This is a genomic window from Phycisphaeraceae bacterium, from assembly GCA_019454185.1.
Classification (GTDB): domain Bacteria; phylum Planctomycetota; class Phycisphaerae; order Phycisphaerales; family UBA1924; genus JAHBWV01.
Genome location: CP075368.1, coordinates 3108906 through 3128868, shown reverse-complemented (window position 1 = coordinate 3128868; position 19963 = coordinate 3108906). Strand labels below are relative to the sequence as shown.

Below are 19963 nucleotides of genomic sequence, written 5' to 3'. Positions count from 1 at the left end.
GCGGCTCGCGATCCCGCCCGTATATTCCATACGACGGCGCTCGCCCCCACCCCCGCCGCCGCACCATCCGGAGAGAGGCATGTTCCCGCGCGGCGCGCTCACACTGTTGGCATCCCTCCTTCCCGCTGTCGCGTGCGTCTGCGCCGATGCCCAGCCCCTCCGCGTCCGCCAGTCCGGCGCGGGCTCGACCGGCACTCACTCGCCCGCATCCGACACAACCGAGGTGCGAGAGCCCCTCCGCTTCGTCTTCGACGGCGCATTCATCGGATCCCCCGGACTCGCCTTCGGTGTCGATCGCCCCCAGCCATCCTGGCAATGGAACGGCGAGCCGGTCGGACCGGACATGCCGCGCTTCGCGCCGCGAACAACCATCGCCGGCGCGGTCGACGTGCAGGACGTCCGCCCCAGCTCGCGCAGCACCACCATCATCGGTTCCGGCTTCGATCACGACGGCACAACCCCGCTGCTCGTGCTCACCGATTCCACAGCCAACGTCCTCGATGTCTTCGTCGGGGCCGACGACGCGCTCATGCTCGCCGAAGCCACCGGCATCGGACGCATCCGAACACCACTCGGCGTCGGAGGCGGCGTCGACATCATGCAGGGCACCGTCACCAACCGCCGCTACGACCCCCGCGCCGGCGCCGTCTGCCACGGGCTGATCGTCCTCTTCTGCGCGGTCTCGCGACAGCCCGTTCCACCATTCAGCGCGTGGAACACCGGCGCAACCGCCATCGTCGTCTCGCAAGACCGCGGCACAACCTGGACCGTCGCCTTCGAAGACACCATCGTCCAGGAGAACCGAGACCGCGTCCGCGAATGGTCGATGCAGAACTGGTGGCCCGCCTCCGACTCTCTCCAACCGCTCGAGGCCTACTTCGCCGCCGCCGACTATCGCTCGAAGCCCGGCTGCGACGGTGGCCGCGCCTACGGCTTCCGCGCCACACGCCCCGCTCCCGGCTCACCCTGGACCTTCGAACCCCCGGTCCGCTTCTACGAAACGCCCGTCGCCGGCGCAGGCCAGCACGCCCACACCGCCGGGATCTTCCCGACCCCCTCCGGCCTCCGCGCCATCGTCGCCATCGGCGACACACAGCAGTTCAACCGCATCGTCGCCCTCGACAAGGGAGGCGAAGCCGTCACCGCCTCGGGGTGGACAGCCAACGAATCCTTCCACGGTTCCGCGGCTGGCACAGACCCGCAACCCACCTCCGGCAACCAGTTCGTCGGCCTCGCACCCGGCCCCGCCAACGGCCTCATGATCCTCGGCTCCGATCTCTGCTACGAGCAACTCATGATGCTCGACGCCACCGGACCCGTCGCACGCCACTGGCCCCTCTACGGCGGCCCGTGGTCCGACGGCCGCAACAGCCAGAACTTCGTCATCCGAACTCCGACACCCGAACGCGCCGGACCCTACGTCGCAACCTACGACCCGCAGGTCCTCTCCGAGCCCGTGCCGCCGCAGATCCGCCGCGCCCTCTACTCCGAGAACGGCGTCGATTGGGCCCAGGCCTTCGCCCCCGAGACCGGCAGCGCGTGGTCCGCCGCCGTCCACGGCTCACACATCTACATCGACTCCGACCCCGTCTCGCGACTCGGCCTCCGACGCACCACAAAGCCGACGCTCCACTCCGCACACCCCCTCGCCGTCGGACCCGGCGCGATGCAACGCCTCGTCCCGAATCCCACCTTCACTCCCTTCCCAGGCGGCAGCGTCGTGCCGCTCACAAAGGATGCCCTCGGACGCTGGGTCGATGGTGGAACGCCCCTCGACCCCCAACCCCCCTGCGCCGGCCCCGTCTGGAAACTCACAGGACTTGCCGGCTCGTCCGACACCCGCATCGGCGACCTCTTCCCCATTGGCTCTCCCACCATGGGACAGACGCTCGGCACCGATCGCATCATCGGACGCCTCTGGCTCCTGAACGCCCTCGAGTCCAAGGCCATGACGCCTCGCATCGAACTCAAGCCCAACGCAGCAGGCGTCATCGTCACGCGCTTCCCGAACGCGAACACCACGATGTCGTGGCTCCCCGTTGACCTCGCCCTCGACGCACCCATCCCCGCCGGGCAACGCCCAGTTCTCCGCATCAGGTCCGGCTCTGCCGCCGATGCGCAGTCCTTCTATCTCGCAACAGACCTCTTCGCCGAAGGCGCGGGCTTTGTCGGCTACCCCGCGCCGCCCGACACATCCCTCTCACAGACCGGCTCCGCGCTCCCCGACGAACGCGCTGTGGTCCAGGGCTTCGCCCCCGGAAGCGCGTGGACCATCTCGCTCGCGGGCATGCTCCCCGACAGCGGCTGGGATCTGGCCGTCCCCGTCGGCCCCGGTCTCCGCTGGCCACTCACATCCATCGCGGTCAGTGCCGAAGAGCGGCTCACCATCTACGCCGACACCGCTGCCCACGCCGCCGAGGCCGACATCACGAGAAACGGAACGCTCGTGGCCCGCTTCCGGCTCGACGGCGTCGTCTGGACACGAAACTCACCCGTGCTCCTCTCGATCGCGCGCCCCGGCCCGGGTGCCGACCTCCAGATCTCCGCATCACTCTGCGCCGCTCCGGTGCGCGAGATGGTCCGCGTCGATGGCGGCCCGCTCGTCGCCACGCTCCTCCATCCGCCGACCTCGATCCGCTTCGACGACGGCTCCGGCATCGATGGCCTCGGACTCGAGATCCGCTGCGCCGCCATGAACTGGTTCGGTGGACAGATCATCGAAGACCGCGCCCTCGACGCACCCGCCCGACGCGCTCTCCTCCGCTCGCTCGAGTTCCTGAGGCCATAACGAAACACCCTCACGATAGAAAGAGGGCGGGCTCCACACGGAACCCGCCCTCGCACTCATGCTTCGTTGCTTCGGCTCACTCGTTGCCGGCGACCACGACCGTGCTCTGTCTCGGTGCGCGCCCGCTGTAGATCACCACGCCGCTCGTCCTCGGAGCCAGGTTCGGCTGGTTCCCGGTACGGATCTGAGCAGGCAGGTTGGGCGAGGCCGCTGCCAGACCGCCCGTCCGGGTCATCGCCGCGCGTTGCAGGGCCCTGGCCACATCAGAGTGATTGATCGTCGGACCACGCCCGCCATTGTCCTGCATCATCAGTGACATCGGGGGCGCACCCTCGCGCTGCGGACCCATCTGAAGGCGCGAGCCCGGCGTCTCGCCCATCCCGCTGCCCGGCAACTGGTTGGACTGATCGCTCGCGAGCGTCTGCTCATCCACAAGGCCGGGTGAGCCGGACATGCCGATCGTCAGGCCCGGCGCGGGGCTCGCCCGCCACTCGGACTCGGCGATCTGAAGATCCGCCGGAACGCTCGTCAGCCACGACTTCGCCGCCTTGATGTCCTCGGTGAGCGAGCCATCCACAAAGAAGACCGGGACGTGCCCGTACGAAGCGTACAGACGCATGTCGTTGTGGATCCGCTCCTGGGTCACCTCAATCCCGAAGTAACGCGTGTGGCCGTAGTACCGGAACCCCGCCCAGAGCTCGTGACCCGGGAGAAGGAAGTCCGCCAGGTAGTGCGGGCTCTTGATCTGGTAGAGATCCTCCACCGACTCGGGAATGAGCTTGTCGTCGAACCCACGCAGCCACATCGGCGCCAGCGTGTGCATGATGTCGCACGCGACCGGCTCGATGATGAACCGCATCTGCGGGTGGATGAACTGCAACCGCTGCAGCCAGGTGTAGAGCTTCCACGTCGGCGTGTAGCGATGCGTGAACGTGTCGAGCCCGATGATCGTCGCGCCCGCCTGGGCCGCAAGACCCATCTCCTTCAGAGCCGCCTGCACGTGCGCCGGGTTGTCCGGATCCAGCGGCTCAAACTTGCCGTCGTCCCACGCGGTCATCACCTGGCACGCGCGGCCCCACCACAACCCCAGCTCCTTCTTCCCAGACTTCCTGATCAGCGAAGGCAGGCCGTTCCGCGAGTCGAGCGCGGTCCGCATGTTCTCGTTGTCGAGCCAACGCGACGTGAACTGGAACGGGAAGTTCAGCGACTGGTTGTTCTTGAACACGCCCGTCGGCTTCCAGAGCATGAACCCGCTCCAGCCCGAGCGCGACGCCAGATCATCAACCCACTTCCCCCAGCCGTGCACGTCCGGGCTGCGCTGCACGTGACGGTTCCAACCGTAAGGATTCGCATCGCTCACGGCCTCATCCACCGCGAGCGAGACCGCGTTGATCGGCGTGGGCTTGCGCTCGTAGCGAACGCCGCCGTAGTTCGAGCGGAAGAACGTCCGGTACGGAGTCAGCGTCCGCATCCACTCGTTCGACACGTTCGTTGCCCGCACGCTCACGACATACCGGCGCGTCTCGCCCGGCGGGATCATCGCCTCGTACCGCAGCCCCGAGTCCGGCGTGTCCGCCAGGTTGTTCGACAAACGGATCTCAACCCACCAGCCGATGCCGCCCTCCCCGCTCGCCGTCGCGCCCGCCGAGCGACGCATGCTGAAACGCAGATCGTGCTGGTACTCGAGCACCGGGTACTGGACCGACACGCCCACCGCGTAGCGGCTGTCACGCAGCATCCACACCGGCGAGTACATGTTCAGCGGGTAATACCGCGCGTACACCTTGTACCCGTCCGCCCTGTCCACCCGCTCGTTGCCGCTCTTGAAGCCGCCGTCCATCACCCGCACCTCGGACCCCAGCGTGAACACACCCACACGCATCTGCCCCTGCTTCTTCGGGAACGACGACGTGTTCGTGAACGTGTAGATCAAGTCGTACCCCGTCTGCTGGGGAACGAACTCGATCGTCGGCGCCAGCGACTGGCCCCCCGCGTTGTCCTCCCACAGCGGCAGGTTCCGCTGCATCACGATCGGACCCGCATCTCGCGCGTCCCGGACCGCGATCTTCCCCGCTTCATACCCCGCGCTCACGGCAAAGTCGCCCTGGGCCGCCGCACCCAGCGCGATCGCGGCAATCGCCAGCGACGCCGCGGCGAGCCGTGGTCCGAGGTTCCTCGTAGAGAACGGTTTGAGTGAGAGCATGGCACTTCCTCAACTGGTTCGATCGCGCAAACGCACGCGATGTAGACCCATCCAAAGATCAATCATCGAATACGAAGGCAAATCGTGCCCGATCTCTTGCCCATCTTGAACGCCTCATCGCAAACTCGGACCCACCTATCCCGCACAACCTTCTCCCGCTGAAAGACGCCGTTATGGGCCCCACAAACACCAACGCCCCCACAGGGGATCACTCGTCGGCATCCACCCACGTCCCAGAACGACGCCACGCGCCCACCATCCGCCTCTGCCTCCTCCTCACACCCTCCCTCTGGGTGCTCCTCGCCGCCACCCTCGCGCACCACCTCTGGATCCCCTCACTCCTGCGCGACACACTCACCCTCGCACTCCCCCTCACGCTCATCGCCGCAACAGCCGCTCTCCGCATGCGACACATCACGCCCCTCGCCCTCAACGCCGCGGCTTGCGCCTGGATCCTCTTCACCCTCTTCTCACCCGGACAGCGCGCCGCCATCGCCCCACCCGGCACCGCCCCGCCCGGCACGCTCCCATCCCTCCGCATCCTCCAGCTCAACGCCCGCGCCGACAATCCAAACCACAGCGCGATCCTCGACACCCTCAACAACACCGATCTCGACCTTGCGATCCTGCTCGAGTGCCCCGCCGAACTCTCCCGCTCCATCAGGTCGGGCACCGCCCTCAGCACCCTCCATCACGTGATCGCACCACCAAACCCGCCCTACACACAGTGGATCAAGGCCTTCTCGAAGTGGCCCATCGAGCCCTGGCCCCTTGATACACCGCCAGATCAGCAACCCCAATCCAACGGCGTGCTCGGCGCAATCCTCGATCACCCCGACGGACCCATCGGCATCGTCGCGCTCCACGCCTCGTCCCCGTGGGCACCCTCGCGCTGGCGCAGCGGCAACAAAACCGCGACACACGCCGCCCGTACCGCCCGCTCCATGCTCGATGATGGTCTCCCCGTCCTCGTGATCGGCGACCTCAACGCGACCCCGCTCGGCGCGAGAACCTCGCACTTCAACGCGACCGGCCTGCGCCGCGCCAAACAGGCGCTCACCCCCGACGGCACATACCCCTCATGGGCGCCATGGCCGCTCAGAGTCGCGATCGACGACGCGCTCGTCAGCGATCACTTCCGCATCGTCTCATGGTCAACGCGCCGCTTCCCCGGCTCGGACCACCGCGCCGTCTCCATCGAACTCCACACGATTGCCCCCTGATAACGCTTCCTCAGCCGCGCCAGGCCCCTCGCCCCCTGCCACCACGCCCACCCCCACGCCCCAACCGACGCATGATCGCGCCGCTGAAGCGCTGGCGCTCCTGCTGTGTCATCGCGAACCGCACGCACAGCACCGTCACCACCACCGCATACGCCCCGCACGTTGCCCCCAGCCACAACAGATTCCACGACGGCACGTATCGAATCGCCAGCACCAGGATCGGAGCCGACACAATCGCCACCGCCCCGGGCCTCACGATCGGAGCCGCCAACGCCCACGGGCTCACACCCAGACACCGCCCGCCGATCAGCGGCACCACACCCGCGCTGATGATCGCCGTCACCAGCGAGAACGCGATCGGCGGCCCGAGATACGCCACATCCGCCGGCATCGTCTTCGCAAGGACGATCGCCACAACCGGGTTCAGGAAACTCAGCGCCACGATCGGGAGCGCGTAACTCCGGATATGTCCCGCGCCGTACAGGATGCGGATCCACCCGTCCGAGATCGCCCGCAGCGTCACGCCGAGGACGATGATCTGCATGATGATCGTCGCCCGTGAGATCACCATCGCACGATTCTGAAGGTTCGCGCCCACCCACACATCCAGCGCGGGCTCGGCAAGAATCAGCATGCCGATCCCCGTCGGGATCGACACAAACGCGTGCAGCCGCGTCGAGTGGCGCACCAGATCGCGCACCGACTCCTCGCCCTTCTTGATCGACAGACGCGCCGTCACCGCGTCCAACCCGTCCGTCATGCCGACCGTCAGCATCCGCACATAACTCGTCAGTTGCATCGCCAACCCGAACGACGTGTTGTAGATGAGCCCGAAGAGCGAGTTGGTGATGATCTGATCCGCCCGCAGATGCAGGTTCTGGGCCGTGGACATCGCCATGTTCCACTTGCCCACCGTCACGAGGCCCGGCAGCTCGGAACGCCGCGCAAGCCACGGACGCGGACGCGTTCGCCCCTCAACAAAGAGCATCATCGTCAGCGCCGCCGTCAGGTTCGCCGAGATATACAGAATCGCCCCGACCATCGCATAGGTCTTCAGCGCCGTCGCCGGGTCGGCCCCGCTCCCGTAATAGAAGAACAACCCCAGCGCCGCCGACAGCCGCGCCAGCCGCTGCAGCATCATCCACCCGTTGAACGCACGCATCCGCTCGCTGGCGATATACACGTTGATGATCGGCGAGAGCAGCACATCAACCACGGACTCGGCCGCCTTCCACGCCACCAGCCAGTACGCGGCCTCAATCAACGAAGGCGGATCAATCTCGAAGATCCACCCCTGCCACAGACAGAGCATGATCAGCCCGAACACCGACAGCGTGATCATCGACATCCCGCCCGCGAGCAGCAACGCCGTGTTGAACACCCGCGTGAAGACCGATCGATCCTCGTTGTGCAGCGCGGATCCCAACTCCCGGATCATCGAACGCCGCACCGTCTCTTCCGTCAGGTTCGCGATCCCCGTCGTCGCGCCCAGCGTCGAAACCAGCCCGAACGCGCTGTCGCCCGCGACCTCGACCAGGATCTTGACGGAAACAAGCCCGAGCACCACATTGGTGAGAAGGCGGGTGTAGTTGGCCGCGATTCGCACCGCGCCGCGCTTGGCTTCCGAAGACACTCGAACCTCCACTGCCTACCGAGCAACAAGCCGATCAACCCGCCTGACGCTCATCTCCATACCCGGAAGAGTCCTGCGTCTCGTCGCCGTACCCCTCCCACTGCTCATACTCGTCCGAGTCCGCGTATGCCTGCTCCGACCCGTCACCCGGACGCGCCAGGCCGATCCGCTCCACAAACTTCGCGACCATGATCAGCGTGAAGTACGATCCGAACACGCCGAACACATAATTGAACAAGAACGGAGCCGTCTCGCCACGCGACAAGCCGATGATCTGGCCGAGAGCCGCGCCCACCGGCAGCACCACAAACGGCGAGTAAGGGCTCTGCCTCACGATCTCGTCAAAGAACCTCAGCACAAGCCCCGCAAGAATCCCGTAGAACACAACCGCGATCCAGCCCCCCTCCGCCGCGGCATGCCCGATGATCCCCGGCCCGACCTTCAGCCGACTCCGATCCACGCCCGAGCGATTCGCCATCGTCGCGATCCGCTCGCTCAACGCGTCCGGCTTTCCCCTCCACAGCGCCCTGGGCACCGGGAACACCACAAAGTACTTCGGCGTGTGGAACCACCGATACGCATAGTTATCCGGATACTGCTCTGAGAGCCACATGCTCACCGAGCCCGTCCCCTGCCCATCCAGAAGCATCTCGAGCCCCGCCTTGAGACTCCCGCCCGATGTGATCGCGCTCACGTGCTCGCCCACCCCGCGATCGTGCTCACGCGACGAACGCACCGACGTGAACAACGCGAGCGCAACGATCGGAACCGCCGCCACCAGCGACAACTGGACCAGCATCCGCTTCGGGTCGTTGAAGCGCCAGCGCGAGTAATACATCCCCCACAACATCCCCGCGCCCACCGCCACAAGCCCGCGCCGGCCGAACGACCCGAGGATCACCGACGCCGAGCACGCCAGAAAGATCAGCATGGCATACGTCGCCGCCGCAGGATTCAGGAAACGCTTCGCCCAGATCCACCCCGCCAGGCCGCACGCGATCGCCGCGAACGCCGTTCCCACATAGTCCGCCAGCACCGCGACCAGCGGCACACGGACCATCGTCCGCAGCGCAAGCGCCATGAACGCGAGAATCGCCGCCACGAGCCACATGAACGGCTCGTTCGGAACCGCACGAGATGTCGGCACCAGACGCACAAGCTTCGACACGCCCGGACCCAGGCGATACACCACCAGTGCCACGATCAGAAACACCGTGCAGAACGCCGCGTACTTCACCGCCGTACCCGCCGTGTCCGTCAGCGGATAGAGCGGCTGATACTCCCGGTACAACGCCAGCGACGCCGATGTCAACTGAAAGATGATGAACCCCGCCAGGCCGAAGTTCCGGATCGAGAGCAACTCCACGCGGCCCTTGATGTGGTCGCGCATCATCAGCAGCCCCAGGAGGAGCGAGAGAAACAGCAGATAGGTGGCGACTGCGACTGTCATAGGGCCCTACACCTTCTGTGACGCATACTTGCTGCGGACCTTCTCCACGTCCCACACCGGCCCGGCCTGTCCCATCAACGACGCCAGGCGCGTCGCGTCCGGCTCAAGACGCTCAATCATCCACTCGATCGTCTCCGGCGTCGGCCCGATCGGATGAATCTCCGCTTTCGGAAGCACCATCCGACGCAACCTCGTCCGCACCTCCGGCGAGAGAAGCGGACGAATGAACCGCTTGTAAGGACGCGAAGCCGTCACCACGCGCAGCGGACCGACATTCCGCACACGCTCCGATGTCTTGTTGTGCACCGCGCTCTCGTCGACAAGATCCGCACGCGGCTCCACCCCGATGAACCTGCTCACACGCTCCACCGTCCCCCGCCTGTCCCCCACGAACGATTCAAACCGAACCAGCATCACCCGCTCAGGGCCGAACACGTCCAGCCACGCCGATGCCTGCATCGCATAGCGGCTGAAATCCAGATACTGCTCCAGACGCCTCACGTCGACGTTGAAGTCCCGCTCCGTGGTATACCCCGTCGTCAACGCGTGCGCGTGATGGCTGATCGCGCGCGAGATCGGCTCGCGAAGCACATAGATCAGTCGCACGTCCTCACCCAGCACACGCCGCGCCCGCTCCGGAACCCCCGTGAACATCGGGATCTTCGTGTAGTTCGTCGACGCCTCGCCCCCGACCTGCTCCGCCCTCATCGCCGCGAACAAGGACGAATACTCGCGCAGCCCGCGCTCCGTCAGCACCTCGTCCGAACACAGATTGTTCGGCTCCTTCTCCTGGGGCATGTACACCGCCGGGTTCGCCAGGAGATCGCGATACAGCGTCGTCGTACCGGCCTTCATCGCGCCGATGATCAGAAAGCGCGGCAGCTTCATGCCCCGCCCCCCGTAGCGCCAGCGCCCGCCATCGCCCGGATCTCCTCGAAACTCGCCGGACAACCGCTTACCCACGCGCGGTCCGGCTCGTACCCCGCGCCGACCAGCGCGCTCCCGCACGATCGATCGAAGATCTCCGCCACCTCACGCGTGAAATAGTTCCGCCAGTCCCCCGCCTGGCCCTTCCGCAGGAAACTCTTCTTGTTCTCCTGGCCCGCCTTCCGCCCCGACTGCCTCGCAAAGCTGTACGTGTCCAGCGCTCTCGCCACGCGCTCATCGTCCGCCGGCTCGCCCGTGATCTTCGACACCGCGTCCGCCAGCACAACATGCCCGTTCGAGAGAAGATCCTCGTATCGCAGCATCGCCCAGTCCGAACGACGCGCGCTCAGATACGACTCCACGTGCCGACCCCAGTTCACGCGGCACGAAGTCGGATGCGACATCTGCCGCTCCAGAAACCTCGGAAAGTTCGTCGCCACGTCGTCCTTGTTCACAAGACCCGGAAAGATCGCCCGCTGGGCCTTCGACAACTGGGGCCGATCACCCTCCGGCAGGCGCCGCGCCATGTGAAAGTAGAAACTCACCAGCGCATCACGCCCATCACGGATCGAGTACACACCGCGCGGATCACGCGCCCCCACCGTGTCGTGCCCGTGCACCACCGCAGGACACCCGATCGGCAGCAGCGAGAACCTCGGAAAGGGAAGCTGCAGACACTCGGCCAGCAACTGGCACATCCACGTCGTCCCGCTCTTCGGATACCCGACAACGAACACCAGCGGCACCGAACGCTTGAACGTCCGACCGATCCACCACGTCGCGCGATGCGACGCCGCGCGCAGCACAAGCTGGGCCCTCGTGTGCCTGGCTTCTCCGTTCTGGCTCCCCAAACGCGCTCTCCGCAAGTCGTGTACGAACCGGGCCCGCCCCCATCGGAGCGGAACCAAGACTCTAGACGGACACACCCACACCCTCGGCATGGGCACAAACACTTCACAGATCGGCCGAAACCACGACGCGGACCAGACGAACGTCCGAAATCGCTTCAGGATACATACGGATCACGAACGAGCCGTTGCCGAACCCGCCGCCTCGGCGTACATCGCCACGAAACGCTCTACGACCCGTGCCGGATCGAGTTCGCGCAGCACCCACTCGCGCCCCGAAGCGCCCATCTTTGCGCGTCGCTCCGGATCCGAAAGCAAACCCTCGATCGCCCCCGCGATCGCCCCCGCCTCCTGGGCCACGATCAAACCGCCCCCGGACGCCTCGATCTCCGGCCACGTGTCCACGCCCGACGTCGTGATCAGCGGCCGCCCCGACGCCAGCGCCTCGAACACCACAAACCCGAAGTTCTCCTGGCTCGTCGGCAACGCCACCACATCCGACGCCTCGTACAGCGAGATCTTCTCCACGCCCGAGACCATCCCCAGAAACTCAACCGTCTCCGACAGGTCCAGCTCAGTCACCAGCGACCGCAGACGCTGCTCGTACTCGCGGTCCCCGCTCCCCGCAACCAATACGGAGATCGCAACCCCGCGCCCGCGCAGGATCTCCGCCGCACGGATCAGGTGCTCAACACCCTTCTTGTAATGAAGGCGGCTCAGAAACAGCACGTTCGGACGCCCGCGCGTCAACGCCGCGAACTTCCGCTCCGCAGGCCCGCGCCCCGGCATCACACGGAACGGCGAGACATCGAACACCAGCGGGATCACCCGGCCCCTCCCGCGCGGATACCACTTCACGCTCTGGTCAAACTCCGCCTGCGCCGTGCAGTGAACAAACGACGCACGCTCCATCATCACCCGCCCGCCCAGCCCGAGAAACAGCTTCTTCTTCGCGCGGCGCTGCGCCATCGACCAGTCATCAAGCATCCCGTGGATGCTCACCACATACGGCACGCCGCTCGCGCGGCACCGCGACGCGATCTGCATGTTCGAGATGTGCCACACCGAGTGCATATGCACCACGTCCGCGCCCGACATCATCCCGCCGATCTCTCGCAGCTGCGCCGCCGTGAACATCGCGCCCGGCAGCCCCGGCCTGGGAAGCCGCCTCACCCTCGGACACCCCGGCTCGCCCCGCTTCCACGGCTCCGGCACGTCCTTGTCATCGATGCACCACAGCTCGACATCGTGCCCGGCGCTCGCGAGCACCGCGCAGATATCCAGCACCGCGCGCACCACGCCGCCGTGCTCCAGCAGCATGTGCCTCATGCAATGAACAATGCGCATCGGCGAATCCGTGCCGAGTTCCGGCGTCTCTCAGGCCACCTGCAGCAGCTTCAGCGTCGCCTTCAGGATGTCCTGCGCGGTCAGCCCGCACATCTGGAGCATCTCGTCCGGCGTCTTCGCGCTCTTCGGGATCCGCTTCACATACATCTGGTGCAGCGTGAACCCGTCCCCGGACTCCGCCAGGATGTCCGCGATCGCAGAGCCGATCCCGCCCCCGTAGTTGTCCTCCAGCGAAATCACGTACCCGCCGTTCTCGTTCACGATGTCCAGCAGCTTGTCAGAGTCGAACGGCAGCGAGTACAGATCGACCAGCGTCGCCGAGATCCCCGCCTTGTCCAGCAGCTCGATCGCCTTGTTCGCCTCGTGAACCATGTACCCGGAGGCACACAGCACCACGTCGCGCCCCTCCTGAAGCACCTCGAACCCGCCCAGGTTGAACACCTGCTTGTCCGAGTACAGGAACTCCGTGTCCGCTCGCAGCGTCCGCATGTAGCACGCGCCCTCGTACTCGGCCATCACGCCCGTCAGCGCGTACGCCGCGAACGCGTCCGCCGGCTGGAGCACGTAACACCCCGGGTTCCCGCGATGATCGCGCATCGTGCTGAACGAACGGAACCACGCCACGTCCGGCAGCGCCATCTGGCTCGGCCCGTCCGAAGCAAGCGTGATCCCCGCGTGCGATCCGACAATCTTGATGTTCGCGCCCGAGTTGATCGCCATCTCGATCTGGTCATACCCGCGCGTCACAAACTTCGCGAACGTCGAACAGAACGGGATCTTCCCCGCCGCCGACAGGCCCGCCGCAACGCTGAACATGTTCTGCTCGCCGATCTTGCACTCCATGAACCGCTCGGCCAGCGCGTTCACCTTCCCGAACGCCTCCGCGAACGTCGAGTTCGACACGTCGCAGTCCAGCACCACGACCCGGTCGTTCACGTTCCCGAGCGCACGCAACGCGATCCCGTACGCCCGACGCGTCGCCAGCTTCCCCGTGTGCAGAAGCGACTCCATGTCCATCGACTTCATCGCCTCGCCCATCGGAGGCAGGTCGCCCTGCTTCGGATCCGTGTCCGGCGCCTCTTCCGGCGGCTGGATCTCAAACGCATCCGTCGCCACCAGCGTGCTCGTCAGCTCCACGCGCCGCTCGTCCAGGTCCGCAAGCGCCCGACGCAGCGCGTCGCCCGTCGCCGGCTTCCCGTGCCAGCCGCCGCCCTGCACCGTCTGAGAACCCCACCCCTTCACCGTCTTCGCCACGATCGCCATCGGAGCCGCAGATGGGTCCGCCGCATTCGCCACGAACGCGTCGAACGCACCCTTGATCTGGCTCGGGCTGTGCCCGTCGATCACCTTCACCACATACCCGGACGCCTCGAGCTTCGCCGCCAGCCGATCCGCCGACTGCTGCTGCGAGACCCGGTCCGCCTGGCCATAGCCGTTGCAGTTGAAGATCGGAAGCACATTGTTCAGCTTCCGATCGATGATGTAATCCAGGGCCTCTGTGATCTGCCCCTCACGCGCCTCACCGTCGCCGATGATGCAGTAGACGTGACGCCCGATCTTGTCTAGACGCGCCGCCTCGCCCACGCCCGCCGCGACCGACAACCCCTGACCCAGCGACCCCGTCGCCGCGTCGAAGAACGGGAAACCCTCCATCGGGTTCGGGTGCCCATCCAGCTCCGAGTTCCACGCACGCAGCGTCTTCGCATCCTCACGCGTCAACGCTCGCCGGTTCTCGGGGTCCTTCCCCACCATCACGCCCAGCTCACAAGCCGCGGCATACACGATCGGCACCGCGTGCCCCTCGCTCAGCACCAGCCGGTCGCTCGTCGGATAGTCGGGGTACTCAGGGCTCCACCGCATCGTGTGGAACATCAACACAGTCGTGATGTGCGCCAACGACAACGCCGTCGTCGGATGCCCGCTCCCCGCAGCCGCTGTCATCTCCAGCGAGATCTTCCCGAGTTCAATGGCCTGTGCGTGTACCGCGGCTTCAAATGACATCCGTCCAGCTCCCTGCCGAGTCGGCGACAAAGGACAACGGTGGCCCGAGATCGGGCTCCCGCACCCCCAACAACGTAACCAATACCATAGGTCCGGGTTCGGACCGACACCCCGAAACCACCCCGAAATCCCCAATCCACCCACAGGAAAACACGCCACCACCACAGATCGTGGCGCAAGAACCTTCCCCACAACACCTCCCACCCCCGCCGGTGTACACTTCCCGACCGCCGGGGGAGCCGTGGAACACATCCTCGCGCCCCCTTGCACCTACGGAGTGGCCCATGAAGGTCATCTGCGATCGCTCTGCGCTTCTGAACGCCGTCAACGTCGTCTCCGGCGTTGTCGCCTCTCGCTCCCCCCGCCCCCAACTCACCTGCGTGAAACTCACCGCAGAAAAGTCGGGCAAGGCCGGCTCGCTCACCCTCTCCGCCACCGACGCAGAGATCTCCATCCGCCTCCGCATCTCGCAGGTCGATGTCACACAGCCCGGCGAGGTACTCATCCCCGCAGACAAACTCCGCCAGATCGTCTCCGCCGAAGACGCCGCCCCCACTCTCTCCCTTGAGTCCGATGGCGATGCCTGCCACATCAAAGGCGACGATGCCCACTTCAAGGTCCTCGGATACCCACCCGCCGACTTCCCCGCAATCCCGGGCCTCGAAGCCACAACCGGCAAGACCGGCTTCACGCAGGACGCCGCCACGCTCGGCGGCCTGATCGCCCGCACCGTCTTCGCCACCGCCCGCGAGAACACCCGCTACGCCATCAACGGCGTCCTCCTGAAGCGCGACGGCAAGCGCATGGAGATGGTCGCCACCGACGGCCGCCGCCTCGCCCTCACACGCACGCACGTCGCCGCCGACAAAGACGCCCAGCCCCTCTCCTGCATCGTCCCCACCAAGGCCCTCAACATGCTCACCCGCCTCCTCGGAAACCCCGACGAGCAGGTCCGCATCTCACTCACCGACAACCAGATCGTCTTCGCGCTCGGCGAGACCGCCGTCCTCGCCAGCAACCTCGTCGAAGGCACCTTCCCACCCTACGAAGACGTCATCCCCAAGGACCACGACATCAAGGTCACCTTCGACCGCGATGTCCTCTCCTCCGCCGTCCGACGCGCCGCACTCCTCACCAACGAAGAGTCCCGCGGCGTGCGCATGTCCTTCAAAAAGGCCGACAAGCAGGTCGAACTCTCCAGCCGCGCGCCCGAGATGGGCGAGGCCGAAATCCGCGTCGACCTCGCCGGCTTCGACGGCGGCGATATCGAGATCGGCTTCAACCCCACCTTCATCACCGACGCCCTCAAGGTCATCCCCGAGAACCAGATCATCATGGAACTCAAAAGCTCCAGCAAGCCCGGCCTCATCAAGAGCGGCACGGACTTCGTGTATGTGGTGATGCCGGTGTCGTTGAGCTGAGCTGGCTATCTACCGGTTGAACGCGGAGACCTCAGTTGCCGCGAGGATGGACGTTGCTTTCGGCACCTTACTTTGGAGGTGTTCAAAGCGCCCGCTTCGCCGCGGCGTGTACTTGTCCGGTCGGATGAAACGAGGGGGCACCAGCGATCGCTGTTCAGGGCTGCTCCATCGCCACAGTATGATCTCTGCTATGGAAACCGACGATCCGGGCCTTCGATCGTTTACAGAGCGGGCAATCGAAGAATGCAAGCGGATCGGCTACAACCCGACTCGCTTTCAAGTCATGCTCAAACAGCACGGAGCGATTGGCGCCTTTCGGACGCTCCTTGACGCGAACGATCCTTCTGACGGCTTCGGAACCCTTCTGATGAAAGGACGACTCGATCTGAGCGTGGAGTCCATCGCGCTTCGCCCCGAGTGGCAACGACATTTCACAAAGACACAGCGCGACCGTGCTCGGGAAAGGTTGGCTGGGACACCTTACGCGCTCGCTGATGTGTGAGCCGCAGTTACCAGAGTGCTCTCTCGGCATTCTCCCCGCCCGCTTCGGGCGCACGATCGTTGCCGATGGCACCATCATCCCCAGGATCGTCGTGGCGCTCGCCCCACTGCGCCGTCCTTGGCATCTCCTTCCAGGGCCTCCGATCCTCCTCCGACTCCGTACACTTCGCGTGTCCCGACTGCGGCGCGCCGATGTGTTGGTTGCGTGTGTTCGGTTGAGCTGGTCCGGCGGATCTCTTGGAGGCGTTCGACATGGCGACACTTGTGGTATTGGAAGGCCCTTCCGTCGGAGCCCATTACTCCATCAAGGACCAGATCGTCTCCGCCGGGCGCAGCGACGAGTGCACGATCCAGCTCCTCGACGCCTCGATCTCCCGCAAGCACCTGCAGATCCGATTCGACGCGGCGTCCGGCACGCACCTCGCCGGCGACTACCGCAGTGCGCACGGCGTCTTCGTCAACGGCAAGCAGATCGTCAGGGAAACCACGCTGCGCGATGGCGATACCATCAAGCTCGGCGCCACAACACTCATGTATCTCGTCGAGGACCACGAGTCCGCGACCGCTGCAACCACTGCCGCGAAGAAGAAGGACGAGTGGAAGCGCAGCACGCTCATGTGACGCCCGCGCCGCTCCCCCGTCCGCGCTTCCCCGAATCACTCCCCCTCGCCCATCTTCGCCCGCACCTCGTCCATGAAGTTCAGCACCAAGTCGATCTTGGTGATCTGCTCGTTCGGGCCCTGCTGCACGACGAGCAGCCGCCCGTCCGGTGCCCATGTGAAGCCCGACGTCTTGAGCTCCTTGAAGCTGTAGAGCATCTTGGGCACCGACACCGACAATGCCGGCTCGGTCTGCACCTCGACGCTCATCACCTGCTTGTCGCCATCGACGAATCGGATCTCCTTCCCGTCCGGGCTCCACCAACTGACTCCGTCGTGCCCGGTCGTCGAGACCTGCACCCACCCGCTCCGCGCGTCCGCCGCGCCGGACTCGGCCCCCGTGAACCGCTGCACGTACAGCTCGTGCTTCCCCGATTCGGTCGAGCAGAACATCACCCACTTGCCATCCGGCGAGAAGCCCAGGGCGTGCTCGCTGGCGGTCGAGCTGACGTAGGGCGAGGCCTCCCACGTAGTGCCGCCCTCCTCCTGCGCGAGCATCATCACGTCTTCGTTGGCATCCGCCAGGTCAACCTGCAGGAAGGCGAGCGTCTTTCCATCCGGCGACCAGCTCATCGGAAAGGCGAAGACCTGGGGGCTGGGGCTCGCGTAGAGCTTGGTCGCCTCGCCGGACCCATCCGCACGCTTCTCCCAGATCGAGAACTCGCTCGCGGCGACGAGGGAATACGCGACGCGCTGGCCGTCCCTGCTCCAAACCGACTCCCACGAACCTCCCCCCGTGGGCAGACGCCCGAACGTGCGTCGCGCGACGTCGTAGATCCAGAGGTCGGCCTCGATCTCCGAATCATCCTGCGACATCAGGTTGATGCCGAAACGTCCGCCATCGGGCGAGATCGAGATCGCTCCATACGCCCGCGCGGGAGCGCCCGTCGGCTGGACCTGGCCGCTCTCGTCGAGCCACACCAGCCGCCGCTCAGAGAAGTCGACCGGGTTCGAGGTCAACGCGAGGGTGCCGTTCGGCGAGACGAAGAAGTTGCCGCCGCTCATCCTGCCGCTCCACACCGTGACGGGTTCGCCTCTCAGCGCGAGCGAACTCGGATCGAACCGCTGAGCGGTGATCGTGTTCTGATTCCGTCGCGCGATGAGCAGCCCGTCGCCGACGAGCTGCGCGCCCCCCGCGCCATCGAGGAGAGGCGTGCGCGTCCCGGTCGCAAGGTCCACGATCTCGGTGCGCTCCTTGATGGTCTGGCCGACCAATGCCCAGCGGCTCGCGAGAATCGACTTTCCGGGCACGAGCGGCCTGACCGTTCCCCAGTTGTCGATCTCCTTCGACTGTTCCTCGCGAACTACAACACGCGGCGTGCCGCCCGACGCCGGAACCGCCAAGATCGTCTGTTGCCACGCCGTCGCGATGATGATCTCGCGGTCCGATGACCAACAGAGATTCATTGCCGGGCTCGCCGGCAAGTCACAGAGCGTCTCAGGCACGCCGACGGCGCGTCCCTGATCGAGCGCGAGCTTCTTGAGGACGACCTTCGTCTGAGCGACATCCCTCGCGGCGGAGAAGGCAAGCCAGCGCCCGTCTGCCGAGAGCGCGGCGCCTATTGCTCCCTCGGTGCCGTCGAGCACCCTTGTCTCATCGCGATCCAGCCGCCGGACAACCAGCACGCCGCGGGGAGTGGTGCTCTCGGCGGCGAGCTTAGGCCATGCCTTGTACACCACAAATCGAGCATCCGGCGCGATCCCTTCGATGTAGTTGAACAGCGGCTCTGTGGGAACCGTCGTCGACACATGGAACGACTGAGCCGGAGCCGGTGCTTCAGGAGCGTTGATCGCCGTCGCGAGCAACCACCCCGCGCCCATGAGGATCGCACCTGCGACTGCCGCAATGCCCCAACTCATCGGGTGCGAGCCCGCCGGAACCGTGGTTGCCCCGTGCGCCCACTCGTGCCCCGCGATGGCCCGATCCAGTTCCAGCCGCGCATCTCCGATGTCGTGCAGCCGATTCCGGCGATCCTTCACGAGGCAGTTCCGCAGGAGCTCACGAACCCGGGGCGGCGTCGCCTTCGGGAGTTGGTCCCAGTCCGGATCGCGGTGCAGAATCGCGCCCAGCGAATCCGTCACCGTCTCACCCGGAAACGGCCCGCCCCCCGTCAGCATCTCGTAGAACACGCATCCGAAGGAGAAAATGTCCGAACGCTTGTCGACCGGCTTCCCCCGTGCCTGTTCAGGCGACATGTACCCCGCTGTCCCCATGATCGCGCCTGGAATAGTGGGGGAGTGAACCGGCATCGTCGGCGAGTCCGCCGCCGCGGGCAGACTGGTCGACGATATCGGCCCCTCCGCCGTCCGCGCCAGACCGAAGTCCACCACCTTCACCACGCCATCCGACGTGACCATCACGTTGCCCGGCTTCAGATCCCTGTGCACGATCCCCTTCTCGTGCGCCGCCTCCAACGCATCGGCCATCTGCCGCGCGATCGACATCGCCTCATCCACTGGGATCGCCCCGCTCCCCAGCCGGTCCAGCAGCGTCTCGCCCTCGATGTACTCAAGCACCAGGTACTGGTGACCACCGGCCTCCTCAAGCCCATAGATCGCGCCAACCCCTGGGTGATTCAGAGCGGCAAGCGCCTTGGCCTCGCGCTGGAATCTCGCGAGCCGATCCGGATCGCCGGCTAGGTGAGCTGGCAACGCCTTGATGGCGACGTCACGGTCCAGGCGGGTGTCGCGGGCGAGATAGACCTCGCCCATGCCGCCGCGGCCGAGCTCACGCAATATCTGGTACGGACCGACGCTTTGGGGGTGCATGAACCCAATTGTACAAACTCGGGACTTCACCGGGCTCCATCACCGGCGCCGAACGCCGCCTCCACCATCCCCGCACCGCAAAGATGATCGCCAGCACACACACCCACTTCAGAAACTCATCGCCGTTGTCCCGCTCCGCGCTCGGGTTCAACGTCGAAACCAGCGAGAGCGTCACCCCGCCCGACACTCCTTC

Annotated in this window: 13 protein-coding genes; 5 read left to right on the top strand and 8 right to left on the bottom strand. The window is 65.8% G+C overall.

The annotated features are described in order from the left end of the window. Positions 1-79: 79 nt before the first annotated feature. Positions 80-2788: a hypothetical protein gene (locus tag KF838_13220; GenBank protein ID QYK47740.1), complete on the top strand. Its 2709-nt coding sequence runs from the start codon at positions 80-82 to the stop codon at positions 2786-2788. Between the two features lie 76 nt (positions 2789-2864). Here KF838_13220 and KF838_13215 read toward each other — a convergent pair whose 3' ends face one another. Then, positions 2865-4991: a hypothetical protein gene (locus KF838_13215; protein ID QYK47739.1), complete on the bottom strand. Its 2127-nt coding sequence runs from the start codon at positions 4989-4991 to the stop codon at positions 2865-2867. Between the two features lie 173 nt (positions 4992-5164). Between KF838_13215 and KF838_13210 the strand changes: the two genes are divergently transcribed. Then, the gene (locus tag KF838_13210; GenBank protein ID QYK47738.1) at positions 5165-6214 is read left to right on the top strand and encodes an endonuclease/exonuclease/phosphatase family protein; all 1050 of its coding nucleotides are present in this window, start codon (positions 5165-5167) and stop codon (positions 6212-6214) included. A 10-nt stretch (positions 6215-6224) separates the two neighbouring features. On the opposite strand, the gene KF838_13205 is transcribed toward KF838_13210, so the two are convergent. From KF838_13205 to KF838_13180, 6 genes are all read right to left on the bottom strand, one after another. Beyond that, the gene (locus tag KF838_13205; protein QYK47737.1) at positions 6225-7847 is read right to left on the bottom strand and encodes an oligosaccharide flippase family protein; all 1623 of its coding nucleotides are present in this window, start codon (positions 7845-7847) and stop codon (positions 6225-6227) included. A gap of 34 nt (positions 7848-7881) precedes the next feature. Further along, positions 7882-9297, bottom strand: coding sequence for an oligosaccharide repeat unit polymerase (locus KF838_13200; protein QYK47736.1), 1416 nt, complete (start codon positions 9295-9297; stop codon positions 7882-7884). Between the two features lie 6 nt (positions 9298-9303). Then, positions 9304-10185, bottom strand: coding sequence for a sulfotransferase (locus KF838_13195; GenBank protein QYK47735.1), 882 nt, complete (start codon positions 10183-10185; stop codon positions 9304-9306). Next, positions 10182-11075: a sulfotransferase domain-containing protein gene (locus KF838_13190; protein QYK47734.1), complete on the bottom strand. Its 894-nt coding sequence runs from the start codon at positions 11073-11075 to the stop codon at positions 10182-10184. The genes KF838_13195 and KF838_13190 overlap by 4 nt, the downstream gene beginning before the upstream one ends. Positions 11076-11246: 171 nt before the next feature. Next, a complete protein-coding gene (locus KF838_13185; protein QYK47733.1) occupies positions 11247-12419 on the bottom strand; it encodes a glycosyltransferase in 1173 nt (390 codons plus the stop codon). 30 nt (positions 12420-12449) lie between these two features. Then, positions 12450-14420, bottom strand: a complete 1971-nt coding sequence (locus KF838_13180; protein ID QYK47732.1) for a transketolase — start codon at positions 14418-14420, stop codon at positions 12450-12452. 284 nt (positions 14421-14704) lie between these two features. On the opposite strand from KF838_13180, the gene dnaN reads away from it, so the two are divergent. The 3 genes from dnaN to KF838_13165 all read left to right on the top strand — a co-directional run bounded on the left by dnaN (position 14705) and on the right by KF838_13165 (position 16963). Then, entirely contained in the window at positions 14705-15841 is a 1137-nt protein-coding gene (gene dnaN, locus KF838_13175; GenBank protein QYK47731.1) for a DNA polymerase III subunit beta, read from the top strand. 190 nt (positions 15842-16031) lie between these two features. Further along, on the top strand, positions 16032-16343 hold the full coding sequence (locus tag KF838_13170) for a hypothetical protein (protein QYK47730.1): 312 nt from the start codon (positions 16032-16034) through the stop codon (positions 16341-16343). Between the two features lie 251 nt (positions 16344-16594). Next, complete coding sequence (locus KF838_13165) at positions 16595-16963, top strand: FHA domain-containing protein (GenBank protein ID QYK47729.1); 369 nt, start codon at positions 16595-16597, stop codon at positions 16961-16963. 35 nt (positions 16964-16998) lie between these two features. Here the strand turns inward: KF838_13165 and KF838_13160 are convergent, their stop codons facing one another. Continuing rightward, positions 16999-19770, bottom strand: coding sequence for a serine/threonine-protein kinase (locus KF838_13160; protein ID QYK47728.1), 2772 nt, complete (start codon positions 19768-19770; stop codon positions 16999-17001). Positions 19771-19963: the final 193 nt, after the last annotated feature.